General features: G+C 70.9%; 23 protein-coding genes. 9 read left to right on the top strand and 14 right to left on the bottom strand.

Going from position 1 to position 21,523, the window contains the following annotated elements:
• Positions 1 to 173 precede the first annotated feature (173 nt).
• Positions 174 to 527 (bottom strand): YidH family protein, encoded by a 354-nt coding sequence (locus ABD951_RS20875; protein WP_345349564.1) that lies wholly within the window; start codon positions 525 to 527, stop codon positions 174 to 176.
• Between the two features lie 157 nt (positions 528 to 684).
• Here ABD951_RS20875 and ABD951_RS20870 point away from each other — a divergent pair, with 157 nt between their 5' ends.
• The 3 genes from ABD951_RS20870 to ABD951_RS20860 all read left to right on the top strand — a co-directional run bounded on the left by ABD951_RS20870 (position 685) and on the right by ABD951_RS20860 (position 2,749).
• Positions 685 to 1,218 (top strand): NlpC/P60 family protein, encoded by a 534-nt coding sequence (locus ABD951_RS20870; RefSeq protein ID WP_425569902.1) that lies wholly within the window; start codon positions 685 to 687, stop codon positions 1,216 to 1,218.
• Between the two features lie 90 nt (positions 1,219 to 1,308).
• Complete coding sequence (locus ABD951_RS20865) at positions 1,309 to 1,785, top strand: VOC family protein (protein WP_345349561.1); 477 nt, start codon at positions 1,309 to 1,311, stop codon at positions 1,783 to 1,785.
• Between the two features lie 199 nt (positions 1,786 to 1,984).
• Positions 1,985 to 2,749, top strand: coding sequence for an HAD-IIA family hydrolase (locus ABD951_RS20860; protein WP_345349588.1), 765 nt, complete (start codon positions 1,985 to 1,987; stop codon positions 2,747 to 2,749).
• Between the two features lie 114 nt (positions 2,750 to 2,863).
• Here the strand turns inward: ABD951_RS20860 and ABD951_RS20855 are convergent, their stop codons facing one another.
• The 3 genes from ABD951_RS20855 to ABD951_RS20845 are packed head-to-tail and all read right to left on the bottom strand — an operon-like array spanning position 2,864 to position 7,105.
• Complete coding sequence (locus tag ABD951_RS20855; RefSeq protein WP_345349558.1) at positions 2,864 to 4,288, bottom strand: aspartate ammonia-lyase; 1,425 nt, start codon at positions 4,286 to 4,288, stop codon at positions 2,864 to 2,866.
• 35 nt (positions 4,289 to 4,323) lie between these two features.
• Complete coding sequence (locus ABD951_RS20850; RefSeq protein WP_345349555.1) at positions 4,324 to 5,595, bottom strand: metal-dependent hydrolase family protein; 1,272 nt, start codon at positions 5,593 to 5,595, stop codon at positions 4,324 to 4,326.
• Positions 5,596 to 5,644: 49 nt separating this feature from the next.
• The gene (locus ABD951_RS20845; RefSeq protein WP_345349552.1) at positions 5,645 to 7,105 is read right to left on the bottom strand and encodes an MFS transporter; all 1,461 of its coding nucleotides are present in this window, start codon (positions 7,103 to 7,105) and stop codon (positions 5,645 to 5,647) included.
• A 127-nt stretch (positions 7,106 to 7,232) separates the two neighbouring features.
• Here ABD951_RS20845 and ABD951_RS20840 point away from each other — a divergent pair, with 127 nt between their 5' ends.
• Complete coding sequence (locus ABD951_RS20840) at positions 7,233 to 8,255, top strand: AsnC family transcriptional regulator (RefSeq protein ID WP_345349549.1); 1,023 nt, start codon at positions 7,233 to 7,235, stop codon at positions 8,253 to 8,255.
• Positions 8,256 to 8,470: 215 nt separating this feature from the next.
• Positions 8,471 to 9,391, top strand: a complete 921-nt coding sequence (locus ABD951_RS20835; protein WP_345349546.1) for an Ig-like domain repeat protein — start codon at positions 8,471 to 8,473, stop codon at positions 9,389 to 9,391.
• Positions 9,392 to 9,491: 100 nt separating this feature from the next.
• On the opposite strand, the gene ABD951_RS20830 is transcribed toward ABD951_RS20835, so the two are convergent.
• From ABD951_RS20830 to ABD951_RS20805, 6 genes are read right to left on the bottom strand one after another with little or no spacing between them, the layout of a single operon-like run.
• Positions 9,492 to 10,832 carry a bifunctional adenosylcobinamide kinase/adenosylcobinamide-phosphate guanylyltransferase gene (locus tag ABD951_RS20830; RefSeq protein WP_345349543.1) on the bottom strand — a complete coding sequence of 447 codons (1,341 nt, stop codon included), beginning with the start codon at positions 10,830 to 10,832 and terminating at the stop codon, positions 9,492 to 9,494.
• Positions 10,832 to 11,608: an ABC transporter ATP-binding protein gene (locus ABD951_RS20825; protein ID WP_345349540.1), complete on the bottom strand. Its 777-nt coding sequence runs from the start codon at positions 11,606 to 11,608 to the stop codon at positions 10,832 to 10,834. The genes ABD951_RS20830 and ABD951_RS20825 overlap by 1 nt, the downstream gene beginning before the upstream one ends.
• Positions 11,605 to 12,624 (bottom strand): FecCD family ABC transporter permease, encoded by a 1,020-nt coding sequence (locus ABD951_RS20820; protein ID WP_345349537.1) that lies wholly within the window; start codon positions 12,622 to 12,624, stop codon positions 11,605 to 11,607. Before ABD951_RS20820 ends, ABD951_RS20825 begins: the two co-directional genes overlap by 4 nt.
• A gap of 7 nt (positions 12,625 to 12,631) precedes the next feature.
• A complete protein-coding gene (locus ABD951_RS20815; RefSeq protein WP_425569900.1) occupies positions 12,632 to 13,591 on the bottom strand; it encodes an ABC transporter substrate-binding protein in 960 nt (319 codons plus the stop codon).
• Positions 13,592 to 13,607: 16 nt separating this feature from the next.
• Positions 13,608 to 14,831 carry an O-succinylhomoserine sulfhydrylase gene (locus ABD951_RS20810; protein ID WP_345349534.1) on the bottom strand — a complete coding sequence of 408 codons (1,224 nt, stop codon included), beginning with the start codon at positions 14,829 to 14,831 and terminating at the stop codon, positions 13,608 to 13,610.
• The gene (locus tag ABD951_RS20805) at positions 14,828 to 15,244 is read right to left on the bottom strand and encodes a rhodanese-like domain-containing protein (RefSeq protein ID WP_345349531.1); all 417 of its coding nucleotides are present in this window, start codon (positions 15,242 to 15,244) and stop codon (positions 14,828 to 14,830) included. The genes ABD951_RS20810 and ABD951_RS20805 overlap by 4 nt, the downstream gene beginning before the upstream one ends.
• A 387-nt stretch (positions 15,245 to 15,631) precedes the next feature.
• Here ABD951_RS20805 and ABD951_RS20800 point away from each other — a divergent pair, with 387 nt between their 5' ends.
• Positions 15,632 to 16,999 (top strand): FAD-dependent oxidoreductase, encoded by a 1,368-nt coding sequence (locus ABD951_RS20800; RefSeq protein ID WP_345349528.1) that lies wholly within the window; start codon positions 15,632 to 15,634, stop codon positions 16,997 to 16,999.
• Positions 17,000 to 17,073: 74 nt separating this feature from the next.
• On the top strand, positions 17,074 to 17,814 hold the full coding sequence (locus tag ABD951_RS20795; protein ID WP_345349525.1) for an amidohydrolase family protein: 741 nt from the start codon (positions 17,074 to 17,076) through the stop codon (positions 17,812 to 17,814).
• A gap of 5 nt (positions 17,815 to 17,819) precedes the next feature.
• On the opposite strand, the gene ABD951_RS20790 is transcribed toward ABD951_RS20795, so the two are convergent.
• The 3 genes from ABD951_RS20790 to ABD951_RS20780 all read right to left on the bottom strand — a co-directional run bounded on the left by ABD951_RS20790 (position 17,820) and on the right by ABD951_RS20780 (position 19,314).
• Positions 17,820 to 18,287 carry a PPOX class F420-dependent oxidoreductase gene (locus ABD951_RS20790; RefSeq protein ID WP_345349522.1) on the bottom strand — a complete coding sequence of 156 codons (468 nt, stop codon included), beginning with the start codon at positions 18,285 to 18,287 and terminating at the stop codon, positions 17,820 to 17,822.
• Between the two features lie 121 nt (positions 18,288 to 18,408).
• A complete protein-coding gene (locus ABD951_RS20785) occupies positions 18,409 to 18,891 on the bottom strand; it encodes a DUF456 domain-containing protein (RefSeq protein WP_345349519.1) in 483 nt (160 codons plus the stop codon).
• A gap of 42 nt (positions 18,892 to 18,933) precedes the next feature.
• On the bottom strand, positions 18,934 to 19,314 hold the full coding sequence (locus tag ABD951_RS20780) for a hypothetical protein (protein WP_345349516.1): 381 nt from the start codon (positions 19,312 to 19,314) through the stop codon (positions 18,934 to 18,936).
• Between the two features lie 135 nt (positions 19,315 to 19,449).
• Here ABD951_RS20780 and ABD951_RS20775 point away from each other — a divergent pair, with 135 nt between their 5' ends.
• The gene (locus tag ABD951_RS20775; RefSeq protein ID WP_345349513.1) at positions 19,450 to 19,872 is read left to right on the top strand and encodes a hypothetical protein; all 423 of its coding nucleotides are present in this window, start codon (positions 19,450 to 19,452) and stop codon (positions 19,870 to 19,872) included.
• 12 nt (positions 19,873 to 19,884) lie between these two features.
• Here the strand turns inward: ABD951_RS20775 and ABD951_RS20770 are convergent, their stop codons facing one another.
• Positions 19,885 to 20,262 carry a VOC family protein gene (locus ABD951_RS20770; protein ID WP_345349510.1) on the bottom strand — a complete coding sequence of 126 codons (378 nt, stop codon included), beginning with the start codon at positions 20,260 to 20,262 and terminating at the stop codon, positions 19,885 to 19,887.
• 135 nt (positions 20,263 to 20,397) lie between these two features.
• On the opposite strand from ABD951_RS20770, the gene ABD951_RS20765 reads away from it, so the two are divergent.
• Positions 20,398 to 21,498 (top strand): CaiB/BaiF CoA transferase family protein, encoded by a 1,101-nt coding sequence (locus ABD951_RS20765; protein ID WP_345349507.1) that lies wholly within the window; start codon positions 20,398 to 20,400, stop codon positions 21,496 to 21,498.
• The last annotated feature ends 25 nt before the right edge of the window (positions 21,499 to 21,523 follow it).

Here is a 21,523-nt window from a genome sequence, read left to right as displayed (position 1 = left end):
GAGAACCGCCAACTCCACCAGCTCCCGCGGCCCGAACTGCTCCGCCGACGCCTTGTACCCGAGCTTGAGTGCCACCGTTCCTCCTCGTGGGGTGATGCCGTGGGCGTGATGCCGCTTACACGTCTGTCGCGACGCTAAACCAGACAGGTGTCCGCCACCGAGGTGGGTCCGCGTCACGCCCCGATCAGGGTCGCGACGGCCGCGACCGCGGCGACCGCCGCGACCGCGATGCCGAACACCCACAGGTCACGTTCCTGTGGCATCGGATCCCCGGCCTCCAGGGCGCGGCGGACCTGCATCCAGCGCCGCAGGCCCGCGATCGGGGCGCCGACCGCGAGCAGGATCAGCACCAGTCCGAGCAGGGTGCGGACCCACCCGGTGCTGAACTCGGGTACCAGGTGCACCATCGCGATCCCGCCGGCGAGCAGCCCGAGGGACGTGCGAAGCCAGGCCAGGAAGGTCCGCTCGCTGGCGAGGGTGAACCGCTCGTCGGGGCGGCCCGCGGGTTCGCTCGGGGTGTCGGACACACCTCATCCTCACATCACGGTTGGTGTGGCGTGCGCTGAAAAAGGTCACGGCACGACAGAGAATCAAATGTGATGCGTAACACATTGCGTTGGTTTCGTGATTCACCAGGTGCGGCGGCATCACGTCGCGACGACCTCGACACCGACTGGGAAGGGCATGCTCGTGACCTCATCGACAGCACGTGACAGACGATCCACCCACCTCCGCCGCGCCCTCGTCGCCGGCGCCCTGACGGTGTGCGCCGTCGCACTGCCCGCCGCGCCCGCGATGGCCGCCGGCAGCGCGGGCAGCAGCTCCGGGAGTGCGGGTGGCAGCGCCGTGATCCCTCTGCCGATCTCGAGCCCGGCGGGTCTGGTCGCGCTCGCCGCCGCGACCACCCAGACCGGAAAGCCGTACCTGTGGGGCGGCACCGGTCCGAACGCGTGGGACTGCTCCGGCCTCACCCAGTGGGCGTTCCGGCAGGCCGGTGTGCGGTTGCCGCGCGTCAGCCAGGACCAGGCCTGGGCGGGCACGCCGATCCCGATCGCGGCGATGGCCCCCGGAGACATCATCACGTTCCGCCCCGAGAACGACCACGTCGGCATCTACGCCGGGTTCGGGCAGGTGTTCAACGCGTACGGCGCCGGCGTCCCGATCGGCCTGACCCCGCTGTCGGAGCTGCCGCCGATCAACCAGGTTCGCCGGTTCTGACCGGCCCCTCTCCGCTGGACGCGATGAGTTCGGCCCACCAGGCTGGTCTGTACCTGTGAGCACGCCCCCGACCGAGAGGACAGACCGATCATGCAGAAGATCACGCCCTGTTTGTGGTTCGACTCGCAGGCCGAGGAGGCCGCGAACTTCTACACGTCCGTCTTCAAGGATTCGTCGATCGGCGAGATCAGCCGCTACGGCGAGGGGATGCCCAAGCCGGCAGGCACCGCGATGACCGTCGCGTTCACGCTGAACGGGCAGGACTTCACCGCCCTCAACGGTGGTCCGGAGTTCGCGTTCACCGAGGCGATCTCGTTCCAGATCGACTGTGCCGACCAGGCGGAGGTCGACGAGTACTGGGCGGCCCTGACCGCCGACGGCGGACAGGAGTCGCAGTGCGGCTGGCTGAAGGACAAGTTCGGGATGTCGTGGCAGATCGTGCCGTCGGCCCTGCCCGGAATCATCGGCGGGCCCGACCCGGCGGGGGCGCAGCGCGCGGTCGCCGCGATGATGCAGATGCGCAAGCTCGACATCGGCGTCCTGCAGAAGGCGTACGACGGCGAATAAGACCACCGCGCACACCCTTTCGTGGCGCCGGCGCCGGGGTTCCGCCGGTCGGATCCCCGGCGCCGGCGCCGCGAAGGGGCGCGCGGGCCCCTTCGCGATGTGACCGCGTCGACACGTGTCCGGGCGCGCGCCCGGCCACCGGGGCGCGCACACTGATGACGTGACCACCGACGAGAAGATTCCCGGCTGGACCTACCTGATGGACATGGACGGGGTCCTGGTCCACGAGGAGCACCTGGTCCCGGGCGCCGACGCGTTCCTCGCCGAACTGCAGGAGTCCGGCACCCCGTTCGTCGTGTTGACCAACAACTCGATCCGCACGCCGCGGGACCTGCGGGCCCGGCTGCTGCAGTCCGGCCTCGACATCCCGGAGCGGTCGATCTGGACCTCCGCACTCGCCACCGCGACGTTCCTGCACAACCAGCGACCCGACGGCACCGCCTACGTCGTCGGCGAGTCCGGGCTCACCACCGCGCTGCACGACATCGGATACGTCCTCACCGACAACGACCCGGACTACGTGGTGCTCGGCGAGACCCGCACCTACTCGTTCGAGGCGATCACCACCGCGATCCGGCTGGTCGAGCGCGGCGCCCGCTTCATCGCCACCAACCCGGACGCCACCGGACCGTCCCGCGAGGGTTCCCTGCCTGCGACCGGGTCCGTGGCCGCGCTGATCACCCGCGCGACCGGACGCGAACCGTACTACGTCGGCAAGCCGAACCCGCTGATGATGCGGTCGGCGCTGCGGGCGATCGGCGCGCACTCCGAGCACACGCTGATGATCGGCGACCGGATGGACACCGACGTCGTCTCCGGCCTCGAGGCCGGACTGCAGACGATCCTCGTCCTCACCGGCATCTCCGGCCGCGAGACCGTCGAGGCGTTCCCGTACCGCCCCACGCTCGTCCTGAATTCGGTGGCCGACCTGGTCGGCCGCACCGCCGACCCCTTCGGCCACTGAGGGTCCCGACCCGGCCGTTGCTGCCTGCGCCCGACACCGGATCCACCGCTGCCGACGGTCCCAGCGCGAAGGGCGGCGACCGCGTCGGACAGCGTGGCGTTCTCCGATTGCTCGTCAGGCGGTGAGCGTGCGGCGCCCGGTCAGCCGGTCAGTCGACAGCAGGGTGTCGAGCTGTTCCCGCGAGAGCAGCGAACGCTCGAGCACGATCTCCGCGATGCCGCGGCCGGTGGCCAACGCCTCGTTGGCCACCGCGGTGGTCGAGGCGTAGCCGATCGCCGGGTTCAGCGCGGTCACCAGCCCGATGGAGGCGGCGAAGGCGTTTTCGAGCTGGTCCCGGTTGGCCGTGATGCCGCGCACGCAGCGGGTCGCCAGCGTGCGGCACCCGGCGGCCAGGTGCTCGAGGCCGGCGAACAGGGCGTTGGCGATGATCGGCTCGAAGGCGTTGAGCTGCAACTGCCCGCCCTCCGCGGCGAGGGTGACGGTGAGGTCGTTGCCGATGACCTCGAAGGCGATCTGGTTGACCACCTCCGGGATCACCGGGTTCACCTTGCCGGGCATGATGCTCGAACCGGCCTGTACCGCAGGGAGGTTGATCTCGTTGAAGCCGGACCGCGGACCCGACGACAGCAGCCGCAGGTCGTTGCAGATCTTCGAGATCTTCACCGCCACCCGCTTGAGCACGCCGGACAGCTGGACGAACACACCGACGTCCGCGGTCGCTTCGATCAGGTCCGCGGCACCGGTCAGACTCTCGATCCCGCTGAGCGCGGCCAGTTCCCGCAGCACCCGGCCGCGGTAGTCCGGGTGCGCGTTGAGCGCCGTGCCGATCGCGGTGCCCCCGAGGTTCAACTCGTGCAACAGCATCCGGACCTCACGCAGCCGCGCCTGGTCCTCGCCGATCGTCACCGCATACGCGCCGAACTCCTGCCCGAGGGTCATCGGGACCGCGTCCTGGAGCTGGGTGCGGCCGATCTTGAGCACGTCGGCGAATTCGACGGCCTTGGCCTCGAACGACTCCCGGAGCTCGTCCATCGCCGCCAGCAGGTCCCCGACGTAGCCGTCGAGCGCCAGCTTGACGGCGGTCGGATAGACGTCGTTGGTGCTCTGCCCGAGGTTGACGTGGTCGAGCGGATGCACCGTGGCGTAGTCGCCCTTGGGTCGGCCCAGCACCTCGAGCGCGAGGTTCGCGATCACCTCGTTGGCGTTCATGTTGGTCGAGGTGCCGGCCCCGCCCTGGATCACGTCCACCACGAACTGCTCGTGCAGCGCACCGGCGCGAATCCGCCGGCACGCCGCGACGATCGCCTCCGCCGCCGGCTCCGGGAGCAGGCCGAGCGACCCGTTCGCGGTGGCCGCGGCCTGCTTGACGGTGGCCAGCGCGGTGACCAGCCGCGGCCGCGCCGAGATCGCGACGCCGCTGATCGGGAAGTTGTCCCGGGCGCGGGCGGTGTGCGCGCCGTAGTACGCCTCGGCCGGGACCTCGATGTCGCCGACGAGGTCGTGTTCGATGCGGTGTGCGGTGGTGACGCTGGTGTCCATGGTGTCCTGGGATCCTCGGGGGTGGTGGGGCAGGGTCAGGCGGTGCGACGGGCGTCGGTGGCGGCGGCGGGGGTCAGGTCCTTGACCACCACACCGCCCTTGACGACGAGTTCGACGGTGTCGGGGTCGGCGAGCGCCGCGATGTCGGTCAGCGGATCCACCGACACGGCGACCAGGTCGGCGACCTTGCCGGCCTCGAGGGTGCCGAGTTCGTCCGAGAGGCCAAGCAGCCGGGCGGCGTTCGCGGTGCCGGCGACGATCGCCTGCGCCGGCGACATGCCGAGCTCGACCATGTGGGCCAGCTCGAGCAGGTTGCGGCCGTGCGGGCAGACGCCGGCGTCGGTGCCGAGCGCGACGTCGACCCCGGCGCGGATGGCCTTGGAGACGTTCTCGCGGGCGATCTGCGACCACCGAACCTTCTTCTCGTACAGGTACTTCGGCACCAGCGCCGGGTCCGGCACCCGCAGCGCCGAGCTGAGGGTCGGTACCAGGAAGGTGCCCTTCTCGAGCATCAGCTCGATGCCCTCGTCGTCGATCCCGTATCCGTGTTCGACGCTGTCGACGCCGCCGCGGATCGCGGCGAGGATGCCGGCCGCTCCCTGCGCGTGCGCCGCGAGCTGACGCGGCCGCGAGTGGCGCTCGAGTTCGGCGCGGATCAGCGCCACCTCGTGCTCGGGCACGCCGAGGTCGTCGGGCTGATCGGTCGGGCTCGACACCCCGCCGGTGGTGCACACCTTGATCACGTCGGCACCGGACCGGATCAGGGTCCGTACGACGGTGAGCATCTCGTCGTCGGAGTCGGCGATGCAGTGGACCCCGTCCACCGACGGGTGCGCGCACTCGCCGTTGGGGAGGTGCATGTCGACGTGACCGCCGGTCGGGGAGACCACCCCGACCGCGATCCGGGCCCGGGGGCCGACGATCAGCCCGTCGTCCAGCGCCCGCTGGGTGCCGTGGTCGAGGCCACCGAGGTCGCGAATCGTGGTGATACCGGCGTCGAGCGTCTCGCGCAACCGCCGGGCGGTCTTGTACTTCGCGTACGACCCGGCCTCCGAGAAACGCGCCTGCACGCTGTCCTCGATCGACATCGACACGTGCACGTGCGTGTCGATGAAGCCGGGCATCACGGTGCGGCCGCCGCCGTCGAGGGTCCGGACCGGCGCGACACCCGGGGCGTGCTCGCGCCGGGGACCGACGTAGTCGAGACGCCCGTCGGTTGCGACGATCTCGCCGTTCTCCACGGGCGCGGCGCCCGTACCGTCGATGATCCGGATGTTCGTCAGCCGAATGGTTCCGCCGTTGCTCACTGGTGTCCTGCTTTCGTGACTATGGGAAAATTGAAGGGAGGGAATGGGATCAGATGGCCCGACGACCGGTCCGGCGCCGCGACCAGGCCAGCGCGAGCACCCCGAGGGACACCAGTGCACTTGCGGCACAGGCGAACCACACGACGGTGTAGCCGGTGACGGTCGGCGCCGTGCCGCCCGCGGGGACGAAGCTCGACAGCAGCGCACCGATCACCGCGGTGGCGATCGCGCCGCCGAGGACCTTGACGGTGCTGTAGGTTCCGGACGCCGTGCCGATCCGGCCGGCCGGAGCCACCTCCGAGATGTAGGAGGGGAGGCCACCGAGCAGCAGGCCCACCCCGAACCCGGTCAGGGCCAGCACGCCGACGACGACGGCCAGGCTCTGATGCAGCACGGCGAGCCCGACGAATCCGACGGCCATCGTCCCCGCCCCGAGCGGGAGCACCCCACGCAGCCCGATGATCGTGGCGATGCGGGCGCAGAGCGACGAGCCGATCACGGCCGCGACCAGGTTGACGGCGAGCACGAGCGAGATGGACCGGGGAGAGAGGCCGAACCCGTAGCCGACGACGTCCGGCTTCGCGGCGAGGAACGTCACGATCGGCACCTGGTTTCCGAACAGGCTCAGTCCGAACAGCAGGGCGGCGACCATGGCGGGCCACATCTTCCGGTCGGTGAACAATCGCATGTCGACCAGGGGCGAGGCGGTCCGCCGCTCCCACCACACCCAGACGGCCAGCACGACCAGGCCGAGACCGACACCGCCGAGCGTGGACGGTGCGGTCCAGCCGCTGCGATGTGCGCCGATCAGTCCGAGCAGCACCAGCACCAAGGCAACGGACAGTCCGACAGCGCCGATCCAGTCGATCGTGCGGGACGCCCGGGTGGTCGACTCGGGGATCAGGAACATCGTCACGAAGCCGCAGATGATCGCGAGCACCGCGGGGATCGCCATCGTCAGGCGCACGTCGCCGATCAGACCGTCCAGCGGCCCGCTGACCAGGCCGCCGATCAGTGCACCCGCGGTCAGTGAACTGGCCAGCAGACCGATCGCACGGTGTGCGGTGTGTCCCGACGCCTTGTCGCGCACGAGCGCGATCTCGAGCGCGATCCAGGCGGCGAGCGGCCCCTGCAGGACGCGGCCGAGGAGGACGATCGGGAACGACGGGGCGACGACGATCAGGATCGCGCCGACCGCGACCGCCCACACGGCGACGGTCAACATTCGACGATGCCCGACCCGGTCGCCGAGCGCCGCGAAGATCGGCACGGACACGGCCGCCGCGAGGAGCTGGACACTGTTGAACCAGTTCAACGGTCCGGCGCCGACGTGCAGTGCGGAGGCGAGTCCCGCCAGCAGCGGGCTGTAGTAGCCCTGCACCATTCCGCTGACGAGTTCGACGAACGCGAGGAAGCCGACGACGGAGCGCAGGCTCAGTCTGCCGACGGCCGGCGAGCCAGGCTCGTGGGCGACGCCGGGCCGCGGGCCGAGTTGGGTCTCGGAGGTCATGTGAGGCTCCTTGTGTGACATGTGTTACTCCCAGAGTGGGACCGTTCACATTGCGGGCCTAGAATTTCAGCTATCCGTCACTCGAACCTCTTTCGAGCGGCCACAAGCGTCAGGATCGGGTTAACATATGCAGGATCTCGTCGACGAGCTGGATCTCGCGATCATCAACTGCCTCCAGATCCGGCCGCGCGCGTCATGGGTCCACGTCGGCCGCGTCCTCGAGGTCGATCCGGTCACTGTCTCCCGCCGCTGGGACCGCCTGGTCGCGCAGGGACTGGCCTGGGTGACCTGCTTCGGGCACCCGAACACGAACCGCGTGATGGCCTACATCGAGGTGGACGTCGCGGGCGCGCACGTCCACACGGTCGCCGAGCAGGTCTCCAGCCACCCCGCCGTCGCCAGCGTCCACCACACCACCGGCGCGCGATCGCTGGTGCTCAGCGTGGTCGGCGCCGACCCGGTCGCGATCTCCCACTACGTCTCGGACCATCTCGGCACCGTCGAGGGAATCGTCGCGACCCGCTCGGAGATGGTCACGGCGATCCACGGCGAGGCCAGCGAATGGCGGCTACGGACCCTGTCGCCGTCGCAGCGGCGCGCCCTGCAGACGGCGTATCCACGACCATCGGCCCCCGCGACCACCACCGCGCCGAGCGACGACGAGTACCGGATCATGCAGGCGCTGGCCACCGACGGCCGGATGTCCACGACCGACCTCGCCCGGCACCTCGGGGTCAGCGAGGCCACCGCACGGCGCCGCGTGAACCGCCTCCTCGGCGAGGGACGTGCCGCGCTGCGCTGCGAGATCGCCCAGGAGATCTCGGGGTCCCCCCACACCGGACTGCTCTGGGCCCGGGCTCCGCTCGACGTCCTCGACAACGTCGCCCGGTCCCTCTCCGAGCTCCCTGAGGTGCGGGCCTGCCTGTCGATCACCGGCCGCAACAACCTGATGCTCTTCACCTGGCTGCGCAACGTGGGCGACCTGCAGCGGATCGAACGAACCGTCTCGGGAGTGGCCCCCGAACTCGAGGTGACGGACCGGGCGTTCTGTCTCCGCTCAGTGAAGCGGTTGGGCCGGCTCATCGACGACCGCGGCCGCAGCGCCGGCGTGCTCCCGTCCGCGACCTGGGAGGTCGAGACGATGCCGTAGCCGGCGCGCACCGCCGCGCCACCCGCCCAGCCCGAATTGGACCTCCGTCCAGGTAAATCAGACCTCAAGATTGTTTTACGAAAGCAAAGGAATCTTCCGAATCCGGACGTATCGTGTGCGAGAACACGTTCCGGCAAGCCCGGAACGTGTTCCGTCTGCCGTGGGTACGGCGCCAAAGCCTCGCCCCTCCACCACGATTCGATCAGGAGACCTGCATGTCATTGCGCTCATCCGCAACCGCCCGTGGCGTCGCAGCACCTCTCACCGCCGGAGCCTTCCTGGCCGGCACGATGCTGCTCGGCTCCCCCGCGTTCGCCGCCGACACGACCGTCGACTTCCAGAACGCATGCCACGCGCGCGCCATTCTCCCCCAGGACATTTCGAACCCGTTCGGATTCACGATCGACGCTCCCGAGGCGGCCGCCGTCGGCCAGGAGGTGAGCTACACCCTGCAACCGGCGCCCGGCAGCCTGCCGGACAAGGAGTCCATCGCCACCACCACCGATCTGCAGCGCCTCAAGCTCGACATCGACGTCCCCGCCAACGCGGAGCTCGTCACTGCCGAACTGCTGGCCGGCACCGGCAAGGGACTCGGCGGCACAGCACCGTCGGTGACGAGGATCGATGCCGACGGCAACCCGGATCAGGCCGGCCAGTACCTTCGGATCTCCGGCGGCAACGAGACGGTGGGCAACGGGCCCAACTCGAGCGCGGACACCGCGGGCGGCATCAGCGTCCCCAAGACGAAGACCGACCTCGCCGGCAACCCCACCGCGGACGGCTCGACGCAGTTCCAGCTCCCGGCCGTGCGGGTCACCGTCAAGCCCGTTGCCGAGGGCGTCATCACGCCGAGGGTCCGCACCGCCGGCGACGCGGGCACGTACGACAACGAGGCGAACTACTACACCTTCCTCGCCCGCGCGCAGGCCTTCGGCTCGAACTTCAACGCCCCGTCCTTCTGCATCCCGAAGGACGGAACGAAACCCGCGAGCGACACCCCGTTCAACGCCGGCGGCAAGGCCCTGGCCACCATCACGGTCGGCAAGGGCGGCAACCCGGATCCCGATCCGGAGCCGGAGCCCGGAACCGGCGGCTCGAGCGGACTCGGTTCCCTGGGGGAGACCTTCGGATCCTGACGGGTTTCGAATCCTCCTGCCCCACGGGGTGATCGACCTCGCCTTCCGGTGGCCGAGCGCGTTCGGCCACCGGAGGGCGGCGTGCCTCACGGCGTGGTGATCACCGCAGCTCCCGCGCGATCCCGGCGGTCACCAGGACCACCGACTCCGACTCGGCGGCGATCGCGGCGTTGAGCCGGCCGAGTGCGTCGCGGAAGCGACGACCGGACGCGGTCGCGGGAACGACGCCGCTGCCGACCTCGTTGCTCACCGCGACGACCGGCACGGACACCGACCGCCAGGCCGCCAGCAGCGTGTCGACGTCGGCCTGCACTGCCGCCCAGCCGGATTCGTCCCTCCACGCGCGGGCATGGTCGATGCGCGAGGTCAGCCAGGTACCGAGACAGTCCACGAGCACCGGACCGGTCGCCGACCTCAGGGTCCCGGCGACGTCGTCGGTCTCGACGGTGCGCCAGGGCGCCGGCCGCGACGCCCGGTGCGCGGCGATCCGTGCGGCCCAGTCGGCGTCGTCGCCTGCCGGACCGCCGGTCGCCAGGTAGGTGACGCCCTCGCGGTCGGCGAGGAGGCGCTGCGCGTGCGTGGACTTGCCGGCCCGTGCTCCGCCGAGCACCAGGGTCCGGTGCGGCAGCGCGCGCGTCGGCCGCGGCTCCCCGCTCGCGAGCACGGTTCCGTCGTCGACAACGCGAACGCCCCACGGCCGCAGCCGTTCCGGCAGGTCCACCGGATTGTGGTGGCCCAGGTGCACGGCGACGACGTCGGTGCCGTCGACGACCGCGCCCACCTCACGCAGTGCGGCCAGCGCGCGCGGGAAGGTGTGCAGGTCGAGGTGGTCGGGGTCGTGGTCGTCGAGGTCGCCGAACGTCTCCTCCAGGAACACCGTGTCGTAGCGGGCTCCCCGCACCGCGTCCACCGTTTCGACCGGCAGCGGTCCGGTATCGGTGGCCCACAGCAGCTTCCGGCCGTCCGGGCCGAGCACCTCGTACAGCACCGCGTCGCCGTCTCGGCGCACCCGATGCGCGGCAGGCAGCACCCGCACGGAGTGCTCCCCCACCCGGAGCGCGTCGCCCGGCACGACCGGCACCCACCGGATCTCGTCCTCGGGGCCGACCCAGTCCCGGCACAGGTCCAGCGCATCCGGCGGGCCCACGACCTCCAACGGTGCGGTGTTCACCCACGACCGCATCAGCAACGCGAGCGGGCCGACGTGGTCGGGGTGCGCGTGGGTCAGCAGCAGGTGCCGCACCCCCGCCAGCGACCGACCGGACCGCACCGCCGCCCGCGGCGCCTCGGGACCGCAGTCGAGCAGCAGCACGTCGTCGACGAGCGCCGCGGTCTGCCCGCGCACCTGCCCGCGCCGCAGCATCGTCAGGCAGGACGCGCAGCCGCAGAACGGATTCGGCCAGCCGTCGGCGGCACCGGTGCCGAGCAGCACGACCTCCATCAGGTCACCGGTCCGGGGCCGACCGGAAGCACCACCGGGCCGCCGGGCCGATCGAGCACCTCGACCCGCGCGTCGTACACCGCGCCGATCCGGTCCGCGGTCAGCACCTGCGCCGGGGTGCCGTCCGCGACCACGGTTCCGCCGGCCAGCATCACCACCCGGCGCCCGTATTGGCCGGCGAGCGTGAGGTCGTGCATCGCGGCGACCACCGTCAACCCGTCCGCCACACGCAGCGCCTGCACCAGGTCGAGCACCTGCTGCTGGTGACCGATGTCGAGGGCGCTGGTCGGCTCGTCCAACAGCAGCACCCGCGGCTGTTGGGCGAGCGCGCGGGCCAGCACCACCCGCTGCAACTCCCCGCCGGACAGGTTCGTCGCGGGCCGGGACGCCAACGCCCGCAACTCGAGTCGCGCGATCAGGTCGTCGACGACGGCGTGGTCGTCGGCCGTCTCGGTGCCGAACCGGGACAGGTGCGGGGTGCGTCCGAGCAGGATCAGCTCGCGCACCGCGACACCGTCCGGGACGACGGGCCGCTGCGGCATCAGCGCCACCGTCCGCGACATCTCCCGGCGCGGCGTCCGGCCGGGGTGGTGCCCACCGACCGCGACCTCCCCGCTCGCGGGGACCAGTCCGGCGAGGGCGTGCAACAGGGTGGTCTTGCCGGCCCCGTTCGGCCCGACGACCGCGACCCACTCCCCCTGCGCCACGGTCAGATCCACCCCGTCGAGCACAACGGTCCGGCCGCGCTCGACCCGCAGCCCCCGGCACTCGATCACGTCGCCCGCCCCCGCCGCAGCACCACCAGGAAGAACGGCGCCCCGATCGCGGCGGTCACCACCCCGATCGGCAGTTCCGCGGGCGCGGTCACCGTCCGCGCGAGCACGTCGGCGAACACCAGGAACGCGGCCCCGAGCAGGAGGGAGAGCGGCAGCAGCAGCCGGTGGCCGGGGCCGACGACGAGCCGAATCGCGTGCGGCACCACGATTCCCACGAACCCGATCAGACCGCTGACCGACACCACCGCCGCGGTGCCGAGGGTCGCGGCCGCCACCAGTGTCAGCCGCACCCGCTCCGGATGCACCCCGAGCGACGCGGCCTCGGTGTCGCCGACCGCCATCACGTCGAGGGTGCGCCGGTGCAGGCAGATCACCGCGGCGGCGACCACCACGTACGGCAGCACCACGAGCACCTGCGTCCAGCCGTCGGTGCTCAGTCGTCCGAGCAGCCAGTTGTACACCTGGCGCAGCGTCTCGTCGTGCCGCTGCTGCAGGAACGTCTGCGCCGCGTTGGCGAACGCGGCGACGGCGACCCCGGCGAGGATGATCACCACCTCGCTGCGCACGCCGCCGACGCCGCGGCCGAGCAGGTAGGTCGCGGTCACCGCGAGCACCCCACCCGCGAATGCGGCGACCGGGATCCCGAACGACCCCAGGGCGAGTCCGGACACGATCGCGGCGGTCGCGCCCAGCCCGGCGCCGCTGGAGACGCCGAGCAGGAACGGGTCGGCCAACGGATTGCGGAACACACCCTGGTAAGCGGCGCCGGCGATCGCGAGGGTCGCACCGACCACCGCACCCAACACCACCCGCGGCAACCGGATCTGCCACAGGATCGCGTGCTGCTGCGCGGTGAGTCCGGAGTCGACGTCCACGCCCGGCACCGCGTCCAGCAGGTCGAGCAGCACCCCGCGCGCGGTCAGACCGGCCGGACCGACGGTGACCCCGACGAGGACCGCCGCCAGCAGCACCACGACGGCACCGCCGACGAGGGCGGACCGCCGGGCCCCGGTCACCGCCCGCTCACCCGGCCGGGACCGGCTGCGCCGCCACGGCCGCGCCGACCTCCCGGACCAGGTCCACCACCCGCGGACCCCACCGGCTCGCGAGGTCCTCGTCGAGTACGCGCACCTGGTTTCCGGTGACCGCGCGCATCCCCGCCCACCCGGGCCGGGCGGCGACGGTCGCCGGCGTCACGCCGCAGCACTGACCGTCGGCGAGGAAGATCAGGTCCGGGTCGGCGGCGACCACGTATTCGGCCGTCAGCTGCGGGTACCGGTCGCCGGAGCCGACGCCGTCGGCGATGGACTCGAGCCCGAACCGTCCGTAGATCTCCCCGAGGAACGTGTCACCGGTGATCGTGTAGAGGGTGTCGTCGAGTTCGTGGAAGTACCGCAGCGGGGCGTCCCGGTGCGGGGTGGCCGCGACGACGGCGTCGACCTCCGCCCGCATCCGCGCGGCCAGCGCACTCGCCTCGTCGGCGTGCCCGGTCGCGACCCCGACCCGCTCGACCTGTGCGTAGGCGTCGGCGAGGGTGTCGGCGGCGGGCAGCAGCAGCGTCGGCACCCCGGCGGCCTTCAGGCCGGAGACCAGTCCGCCGGTGTCGTCGGACGCGATCACCAGGTCCGGGTTCTTGCCGAGGATCGCCTCGACGTTCGGGGAGTACCCCGACAGATCCGTCGTCGGGACCCCGGCCGGGTAGTCGGAGCGGTCGTCCACGGCGACGACCTGCGCGCCGGCGCCGACCGCCCACAGGGTTTCGGTCGCGGACGGGCTCAGCGACACGACCGCGTCCGGGCGCTCGGCGATCGTGACCCCGGTCCCCGATGCCGCCGGGCCCGACGCCACGGTCACCGGGAACGCCCCGCCGCCTGCGGGTTCCGAGTCGGCGCCGGTGTCGGCGGTCGAGCACCCGGCCACCAGGGCGACGACGGCGACCGCACCGGCCGCCGCCCGCAGGAACCACGAGAAGCGGCCGGTCACAACCGAATTCCGCACGTCAGCGCAGGGCCTGCGCGAGATCCTCGAGCAGGTCCTCGGGGTCTTCGAGACCCACCGACAGCCGGACCACGCCGTCGGACAGGCCGATCGCCGCGCGACCCTCCGGCCCCATCGCCCGGTGCGTCGTCGTCGCCGGGTGGGTGATCAGCGACTTGGAGTCGCCGAGGTTGTTCGAGATGTCGATCACGCGCAGCTTGTTCAGCAGCTCGAACGCCCGCTTCTTGCCCTCGTTCTCCGCGGCCGCGAGCTCGAACGTGACGACGGTGCCGCCGCCGCTCATCTGCGACGTCGCGAGGTCGTACTGCGGGTGCGACTCGAGGTACGGGTACTTGACCCAGCTGATCGCGTCGTCGGCCTCGAGGAACCGGGCGATGCGCAGCGCGCTGTCGACGGAGTGCTGCACCCGCAGCGGCATCGTCTCGAGCCCCTTGAGCAGGGTGTGCGCGTTGAACGGGCTCAGCGCCGGACCGGTGTGCCGGATCAGGTTCTGCACCGGGCCGTCGATGTAGTCCTTCGGGCCGAGGATCGCGCCGCCGAGCACCCGGCCCTGGCCGTCGATGTGCTTGGTGCCGGAGTACACGATGACGTCGGCGCCGAGGTCGAGGCTGCGCTGCAGCAGCGGGGTCGCGAAGACGTTGTCCAGCACCACCTGTGCGCCCGCGGCGTGCGCCATCTCGGAGACCTTGCGGACGTCGACGAGGGTCTGCATCGGGTTGGACGGCGTCTCGAAGAACACCGCGGTCGTCGGGACCGAGAGGGCCTGCTCCCACTGGTCGAGGTCCTCGCCGTCGACGAAGACGGTCTCGACGCCCCAGCGGGGCAGGATCTCGTTGCACACCACGAAGCACGAGCCGAACAGGCTGCGGGCCGCAACCAGGCGGTCGCCGTTGCCGAGCAGCGCGGCCAGCGCGGTGAACACCGCGGACATGCCGGACGCGGTGGCGTAGCAGCCCTCCGCGCCGTCGAGCAGCCGCAGCCGCTCCTCGAACATCTTCACGGTCGGGTTGCCGTACCGGGAGTACACGAAGTGGTCGACCTCGCCGGTGAACGCCTGCTCGGCGGCCTCCGCGGACTCGTACACGAACCCGGAGTTGAGGTAGATCGCCTCGGAGGTCTCCTCGAACCCCGAGCGCAGGGTGCCTCCGCGCACCCCGAGGGTCGCGGGGCGGACCGACGCGGGCAGCGACCGGTTGAAGGCGCCGCCACTGGGGATGTTGCTCACGACTGCCTCCACGCGAGTCCGACGGCACGCCAGCCGGCGCCGCCACGGTGACCGTGCCCGTCGAGCCCACCCTCGAACCCGTCGAGCACGTTGTAGGACGGGGCGATCCCGGCGGCGGTGGCCGCCTCGGCGGCGCCGATGGACCGCTGCCCGGAACGGCACAGGAAGATGACCTCGGCGTCCTCCCCGCCGGTGATGCCGGCTTCCTTCAGCTCGTCGACGAAGTTGTCGTTGCGGGCGCCGGTGTACGACACCCACTCGATCGTGGCCGGCTGGCGGCCCAGCTCCGACACGTCGGGAACACCGACGAAGCGCCATTCGGCGTCGGTGCGGACATCGACCAGGACGGCCCGGGGATGCTCGCGCAGCAGCTCCCATGCCTGCTGGGGGGTGAGGTCACCTGCGTAGCTCATGGACCCAGTTTTTCACAGACGCCGATCGCGCCCGACGCCGCGACCCTCGCGACCGGATCGACGCGACCGGCGGGGATCGGCCGCCGGGCCCGGGGTTCGGATCGGCGTGATCGAAACCCTTGCGCGGCGGGGGCAGGCGCCGGAGGATGGGCGGGCACAAGCCGGCTTTGTGCCCCCTCAAGTCGGGACGCCCTAGCGGAGACCACCGCGGTGGCGGAGGATCGACCCACGAGGGTCCGGAAGAGGCCTGTGCACACGAGTTAGGTACGGCTCAGTAAACTGGGGGGACGCGCGGGTTCTCGTAGGCCCATGCCTCGACGCGGTACCCGGCCCGCCGAATCTGTACCGAACCGTCCGTCCGCTAGTCGAAAAGGTAGTTCGTTCGAGATGACTGATCAGAATCGTCCGCTCCGGGTGGCCATCGTCGGCGCCGGTCCGGCCGGCATCTACGCCGCCGACGCCCTCATGAAGTCCGACACCGCCGCCGGTCGCGGCGTCTCGATCGACCTGTACGAGCGGATGCCGGCCCCGTTCGGCCTGATCCGGTACGGCGTCGCCCCCGACCACCCGCGGATCAAGGGCATCATCACCGCCCTGCACAAGGTCCTCGACAAGCCGCAGGTCCGGCTGCTCGGGAACATCGACTACGGCAGCGACATCACCCTCGAGGACCTGCGCCGTTTCTACGACGCCGTGATCTTCTCCACCGGCGCCAACGCCGACCGGGCCCTGAACATCCCCGGCATCGACCTCGACGGCAGCTACGGCGCCGCCGACTTCGTCTCCTGGTACGACGGCCACCCCGACGTCGCGCGCTCCTGGCCGCTGGACGCCGAGAAGGTCGCCGTCCTCGGCGTCGGCAACGTCGCCCTCGACATCGCCCGCGTCCTGGCCAAGACCGGGGACGAACTGCTCCCCACCGAGATCCCGGCCAACGTGTACGAGGGCCTGAAGGCCAACAAGGCCGTCGAGGTGCACGTCTTCGGACGTCGCGGCCCCGCGCAGGCCAAGTTCACCCCCCTCGAACTGCGTGAGCTCGACCACTCGCCGAACATCGAGGTCATCGTCGACCCCGAGGACATCGACTACGACGAGGGCTCCGAGGCCGCCCGCCGCGCCTCCAAGCAGGTCGACATGGTCGCCAACACGCTGCAGGACTGGGCCATCCGCGACGTCGGCGACCGCCCGCACAAGCTGTTCCTGCACTTCTTCGAGTCCCCCCACGAGGTGCTCGGCGAGGACGGCAAGGTCGTGGGCCTGCGCACCGAGCGCACCGAACTCGACGGCACCGGCAACGTCCGCGGCACCGGCAAGTTCAACGACTGGGACGTCCAGGCCGTGTACCGCGCGGTCGGCTACCTGTCGCAGAACATCCCCGCCATCCCGTTCGACGACCAGGCCGGCACCGTCCCCAACGAGGCCGGGCGCGTGATCGACGACAACGGCAACCACATCCCGGCCACCTACGTCACCGGCTGGATCAAGCGCGGCCCGGTCGGCCTGATCGGCCACACCAAGGGCGACGCCAACGAGACGATCGCGTGCCTGCTCGCCGACGCGCCGAACTTCGCCGGTGCCGAGAACCCCGACGAGAACGCGATCATCGAGTTCCTCGACGGCAAGGGCCTGCCGTACACCACCTGGGACGGCTGGTACCGCCTCGACGCCCACGAGCGCAGCCTCGGCGAACCGCACGGCCGCGAGCGCATCAAGGTCGTCGAGCGCGAGGACATGCTCCGCGCGTCGCAGCAGTAGTTTTCGTCTGAACGAGTGTGGCGCCCGGCACCCCGGGCGCCACACTCGTGTGATCGGCAAGGCATTCTTCAACCGTGTTCGACGCTCACGTCCACATCATCGACCCGCGGTATCCGCTCGTCGAGAATCACGGCTACCTTCCCGAACCCTTCACGATCTCCGACTACCGCGCCCGGGTCGCCGGGCTCGGGGTGGACGTGGACGGCGGCGCGGTCGTGACGGCGTCCTATCAGGGGACCGACCAGGAGTACCTGGTCGGCTCGCTCGCCGAGCTCGGGCCCGGGTGGGTCGGCGTCACCCACCTCGGACCGGAGGCCACCGACGAGGACATCCTCGCCCTCGACCGGGCCGGTGTCCGGGCGGTCCGGTTCAACCTGCGGCGCAGCGCGACCGACATGAAGCTGCTGACAACCCAGGCACTCCGGGCCTGGGAGCTGGTCGGCTGGCACGCCGAGTTCTACGTCGACGCCTCCCTGCTGCTGTCCCTCGAACCTGTGTTCAAGAAGCTGCCCGCCGTCAGCATCGACCACCTCGGCATGTCCACCCGCGGTCTGCCGTACCTGCTCGACCTCGTAGACCGCGGTGCGAAGGTCAAGGCCACCGGGTTCGGCCGCGCCACGATCGACGACGTCGGCGACGCCCTGCGCCGCATCCACGCCGTCAACCCGACGGCGCTGATGTTCGGCACCGATCTGCCCGGCACCCGCGCACGCCGCGCGTTCCGCGAGGACGACCTCGCGATCATCGCCGACGCCGTCGGCGACGGCCTCGACGCCGTGATGGGCGGCAACGCCCGCGCGTTCTACCGCATCTAGGGTGTTCAGCCCGCCGCCACGTGCGGCGGGAAGCCGCCGGTCGCAATCGGCCCCCACCGGGTGATCGTCAGACGTACGAGCGACTTGCCCTGCCGCGCCATCGCCTCGCGGTACTCGTCCCAGTCCGGATGCTCACCGGCGATCGACCGGTAGTACTCGACCAGCGGTTCGATCGAGTCGGGCAGGTCGACGACCTCGGCGGTGCCGTCGACCTGAATCCAGGCGTCGTCGAAATCCGCTCCGAGCGAGACGAGGGATGCCGCCGGACGGCGTCGCAGGTTCACGGCCTTGGCCCGGCCGGGATACGTGGAGACGAGCACCCGGCCCGCGGCATCGACGCCGTAGGTGACGGGGCTCAGTTGCGGTGAGCCGTCGGCGCGTGTCGTCAGCAGCACCGCGTTGCTGCGGCCCCGCAGAAAGCCGAGCATCTCGTCACGCTCCACACGCGTCGCCGTCGCGATCCTGCGGGCCATCGAGTGCCTCCTGGGAGCTCGGGTGGGGTACACCTGCGATTCCCAGTATCGCCGACACCAGGCCGCCCGGCCTTCGCACCGACGGACTGCCCTACCTTCACTGCCCCGCGTATTCGGTGCGTCAGACCAGGATCACCGCGCCGAGCCACACCCCGGCCGCGAGCAACGCGCCCAGCAGCTCCATGAGGATCGACAGCCCCACCGCCTTGGTCGCGTGCACCGTCGCGCGCCACGCACCGGCATGGGTGCGGTGCCGCTGCGCCTCCGAGAGGTAGGTGCCGAGCAGGAACCCGAGCAACAGACCGATCACCGGGACGACGAAGAACCCGACGATGCCGACCAGCGCACCGATCACCAGCGATCGCTTCGGCACCCCGGCATCGCGCATGCGCCGTCCCGGCCAGGTGTACTTGACCACGCCCGACACCACGAGAAGCAGTGCGGCCACACCGAACACGACCCAGCCGGTGCCGGTGTGCTCGACGACCGCCCACACCCCGATCGCACCGAGCACCAGCAGCGTTCCCGGCAGGATCGGCAGCACGATGCCGACGAGCCCGACCATGATCGCCAGCCCGACCAGAATCTCCGCGCCCGTGCTCACGGGCGCCACTGTGCCAGAGCCGGTCGGATCGGGCGGTACGGCTCAGCTACCGAACATCTGCATCATCTGGTCGAGCAGGGTGGGCTGGGTGACGTTCACCGTGTCCTTCGACGACGAGACCACCGTCGGCGTTCCGTCGCTGCACACCGTCCGGACCGTGTAGGACCCCGCTGGGAGGCCCGTGAACGCCGTCGAACCGGGCTCCGCAGCCCTCGCCTGGTAGTTTCGGGGACCCGCGGCACCCTTCGGATCGGTGATGGTGGCCTCACAGCCGACGTCGACGGTCGACCTCGTCGTCACGACGATCCTCCCCGGGCCGCCCACCGTGTTCGTGACGGTGTCGGCCGAGGCGAGTCCGGCACCGGCCAGCACTGTCACCACCGCTGCACCGGTGATGGTCACGCCGCGAAACAGGGTATTCATGATCGGTCCTTCCGTGTGTCGCGCTGCCGCGCCGATTGACGTACGAATCGATCGTCGCCCTCCGGGCCTGCCCTGGTCGCGAGTAGAGGACTACGCGAATTCCGAGCCGACCGGTCGGATTGCGACACTGTCCGGATGGACCTGGGGATCGACACCACCCTCACCCTGCTCGCCGCGGGCCTGATCTTCCTGGGCGCGCTGGGCCTCGGGGTGTGGAAGTACCGGCAGATGGCGACCGCCGCCAACCATCTCGCGCACCCGTACGTGGACATCGCGCACCGGGCGGCGCTGATGTACGCGTTCGCGACTCTGCTGATCGCGGTGTTCGTCGAGCTCAGCGCGTGGCCGACCGCGGTGAACCTGACGGCCGCGGCGGTGCCGGTGTTCTTCTTCGTCGCCGCGATCGGCAGTTACGTGCTGCACGGCGCCCGGCGCGACACCGACAACCAGTTCGCGCACGCCGGCATGCCGCTGCACGCGGCGATGGTCGCGCTGATCGTCGGGGAGATGGGCGGATTCGCGGTACTGCTGGCCGGTTTCGTCGCCGGCCAACTGTAGGCCGCCGCGACGCTACGGCTCCTGGTGCAGCGACAGCACGTTGCCGTGCGGGTCGCGGAACCACGCGATGCGGGTGCCGTCGGGTGCGGTCCACGCGCCGTGGTCGTCCTGGTCCATCCCGAGGTAGTCGACGAACTCGACACCCTTGGCGCGCAACTCGTCGACGGTGGCGTCGAGGTCCTCGGCCTGCCAGCCGAGGACCGTGTATCCGGCGTCGGACGTGGACTGGACCAGGGTCACGCGCAGCGGCACTCCCCCGCCACCGTCGAGGACCAGCGCGAACGGTGTGCGTTCCCGCAACGTCAGACCCAGGGTGTCGACGTAGAACATCGACGAGACGTCCAGGTCCGTGCTGGGCACGAAGGCCACGAGTCGACCGGGGAATGTCATGAATCCACTGTGCGCGGCCCCGTGACCGAGGGCAAGAGCCGACCCGATCGTGACCCCGCGCACATCCCGAACCCGGATGGCGCTAACTTAGCGGGTGTTAAGGCAGCAGTCCGCCCCGGAGAATCGAGGAGAACCGTGTCCGCAGACAACCACACCAGCCAGGGTCCGCTCGCCGGGGTCCGCGTCGTCGAACTGGCCGGCATCGGCCCCGGCCCGCATGCGGCACTGCTGCTCGCCGACCTCGGTGCGGACGTCGTCCGCGTGCAGCGGGCCGGCATGATCCCGACCCCCGAGGGCCGCCACGACCAGACCCTGCGCGGCCGCCGCATCGTCGAGGCGAACCTGAAGGACCCCGCCGACATCGAGAAGGTCCTCGGCCTGATCGAGCGTGCCGACGTCCTGATCGAGGGCTTCCGGCCCGGCGTCACCGAGCGGATGGGTCTCGGCCCCGACGTCGCGCTCGAACGCAACCCGCGACTGGTCTACGGCCGGATGACCGGTTGGGGCCAGCAGGGACCGCTCGCCCAGGCCGCCGGTCACGACATCAACTACATCTCTCTGACCGGTGTGCTGCACGCGATCGGCCGCAACGGCGAACGCCCGGTGCCGCCACTGAACATGGTCGGCGACTTCGGCGGCGGCTCGATGTTCCTCGTCTTCGGCATCCTCGCCGCCCTCGTCGAACGGCAGACCTCCGGCAAGGGTCAGGTCATCGACGCCGCGATGGTCGACGGCACCCTGGCCCTGTCGCACATGATCTGGAGCTTCCGCGGCCAGGGCCTGTGGTCGGACGAGCGCGGGGTGAACATGCTCGACACCGGCGCGCCGTACTACGACACCTACGAGACCGCCGACGGCAAGTACATGGCCGTCGGCGCGATCGAGCCCCAGTTCTACGCCGAACTGCTGCGGCTGCTCGAACTGGACCCGGCCGCGCTTCCTGGCCAGAACGACCGCAACGGCTGGCCGGAGCTGCGGAAGGTGCTCACCGAGACCTTCCTGTCGAAGACCCGCGACGAGTGGGCGGCGATCTTCGAAGGCACCGACGCCTGCACCTCCCCGGTGCTCACGTTCGCCGAGGCCCCCGCCAACGCGCACATCGCCGCCCGCGGCTCGCTGGTCGAGCTCGACAACGTCGTCCAGCACCGGCCCGCGCCGCGGTTCTCCCGCACCGAGACCGCGCTGCCGACCCCGCCGGCCACCGAGGCCACCGACATCGACACCCTCTGGCGCTGACATCCGATACCGGAGCGGGGTCCAC

The organism is Rhodococcus olei (assembly GCF_039540555.1).
Classification (GTDB): Bacteria; Actinomycetota; Actinomycetes; order Mycobacteriales; family Mycobacteriaceae; genus Rhodococcus_G; species Rhodococcus_G olei.
Note: the sequence above shows the minus strand (reverse complement) of the source record. Positions and strands in the feature narration are given on the sequence as shown.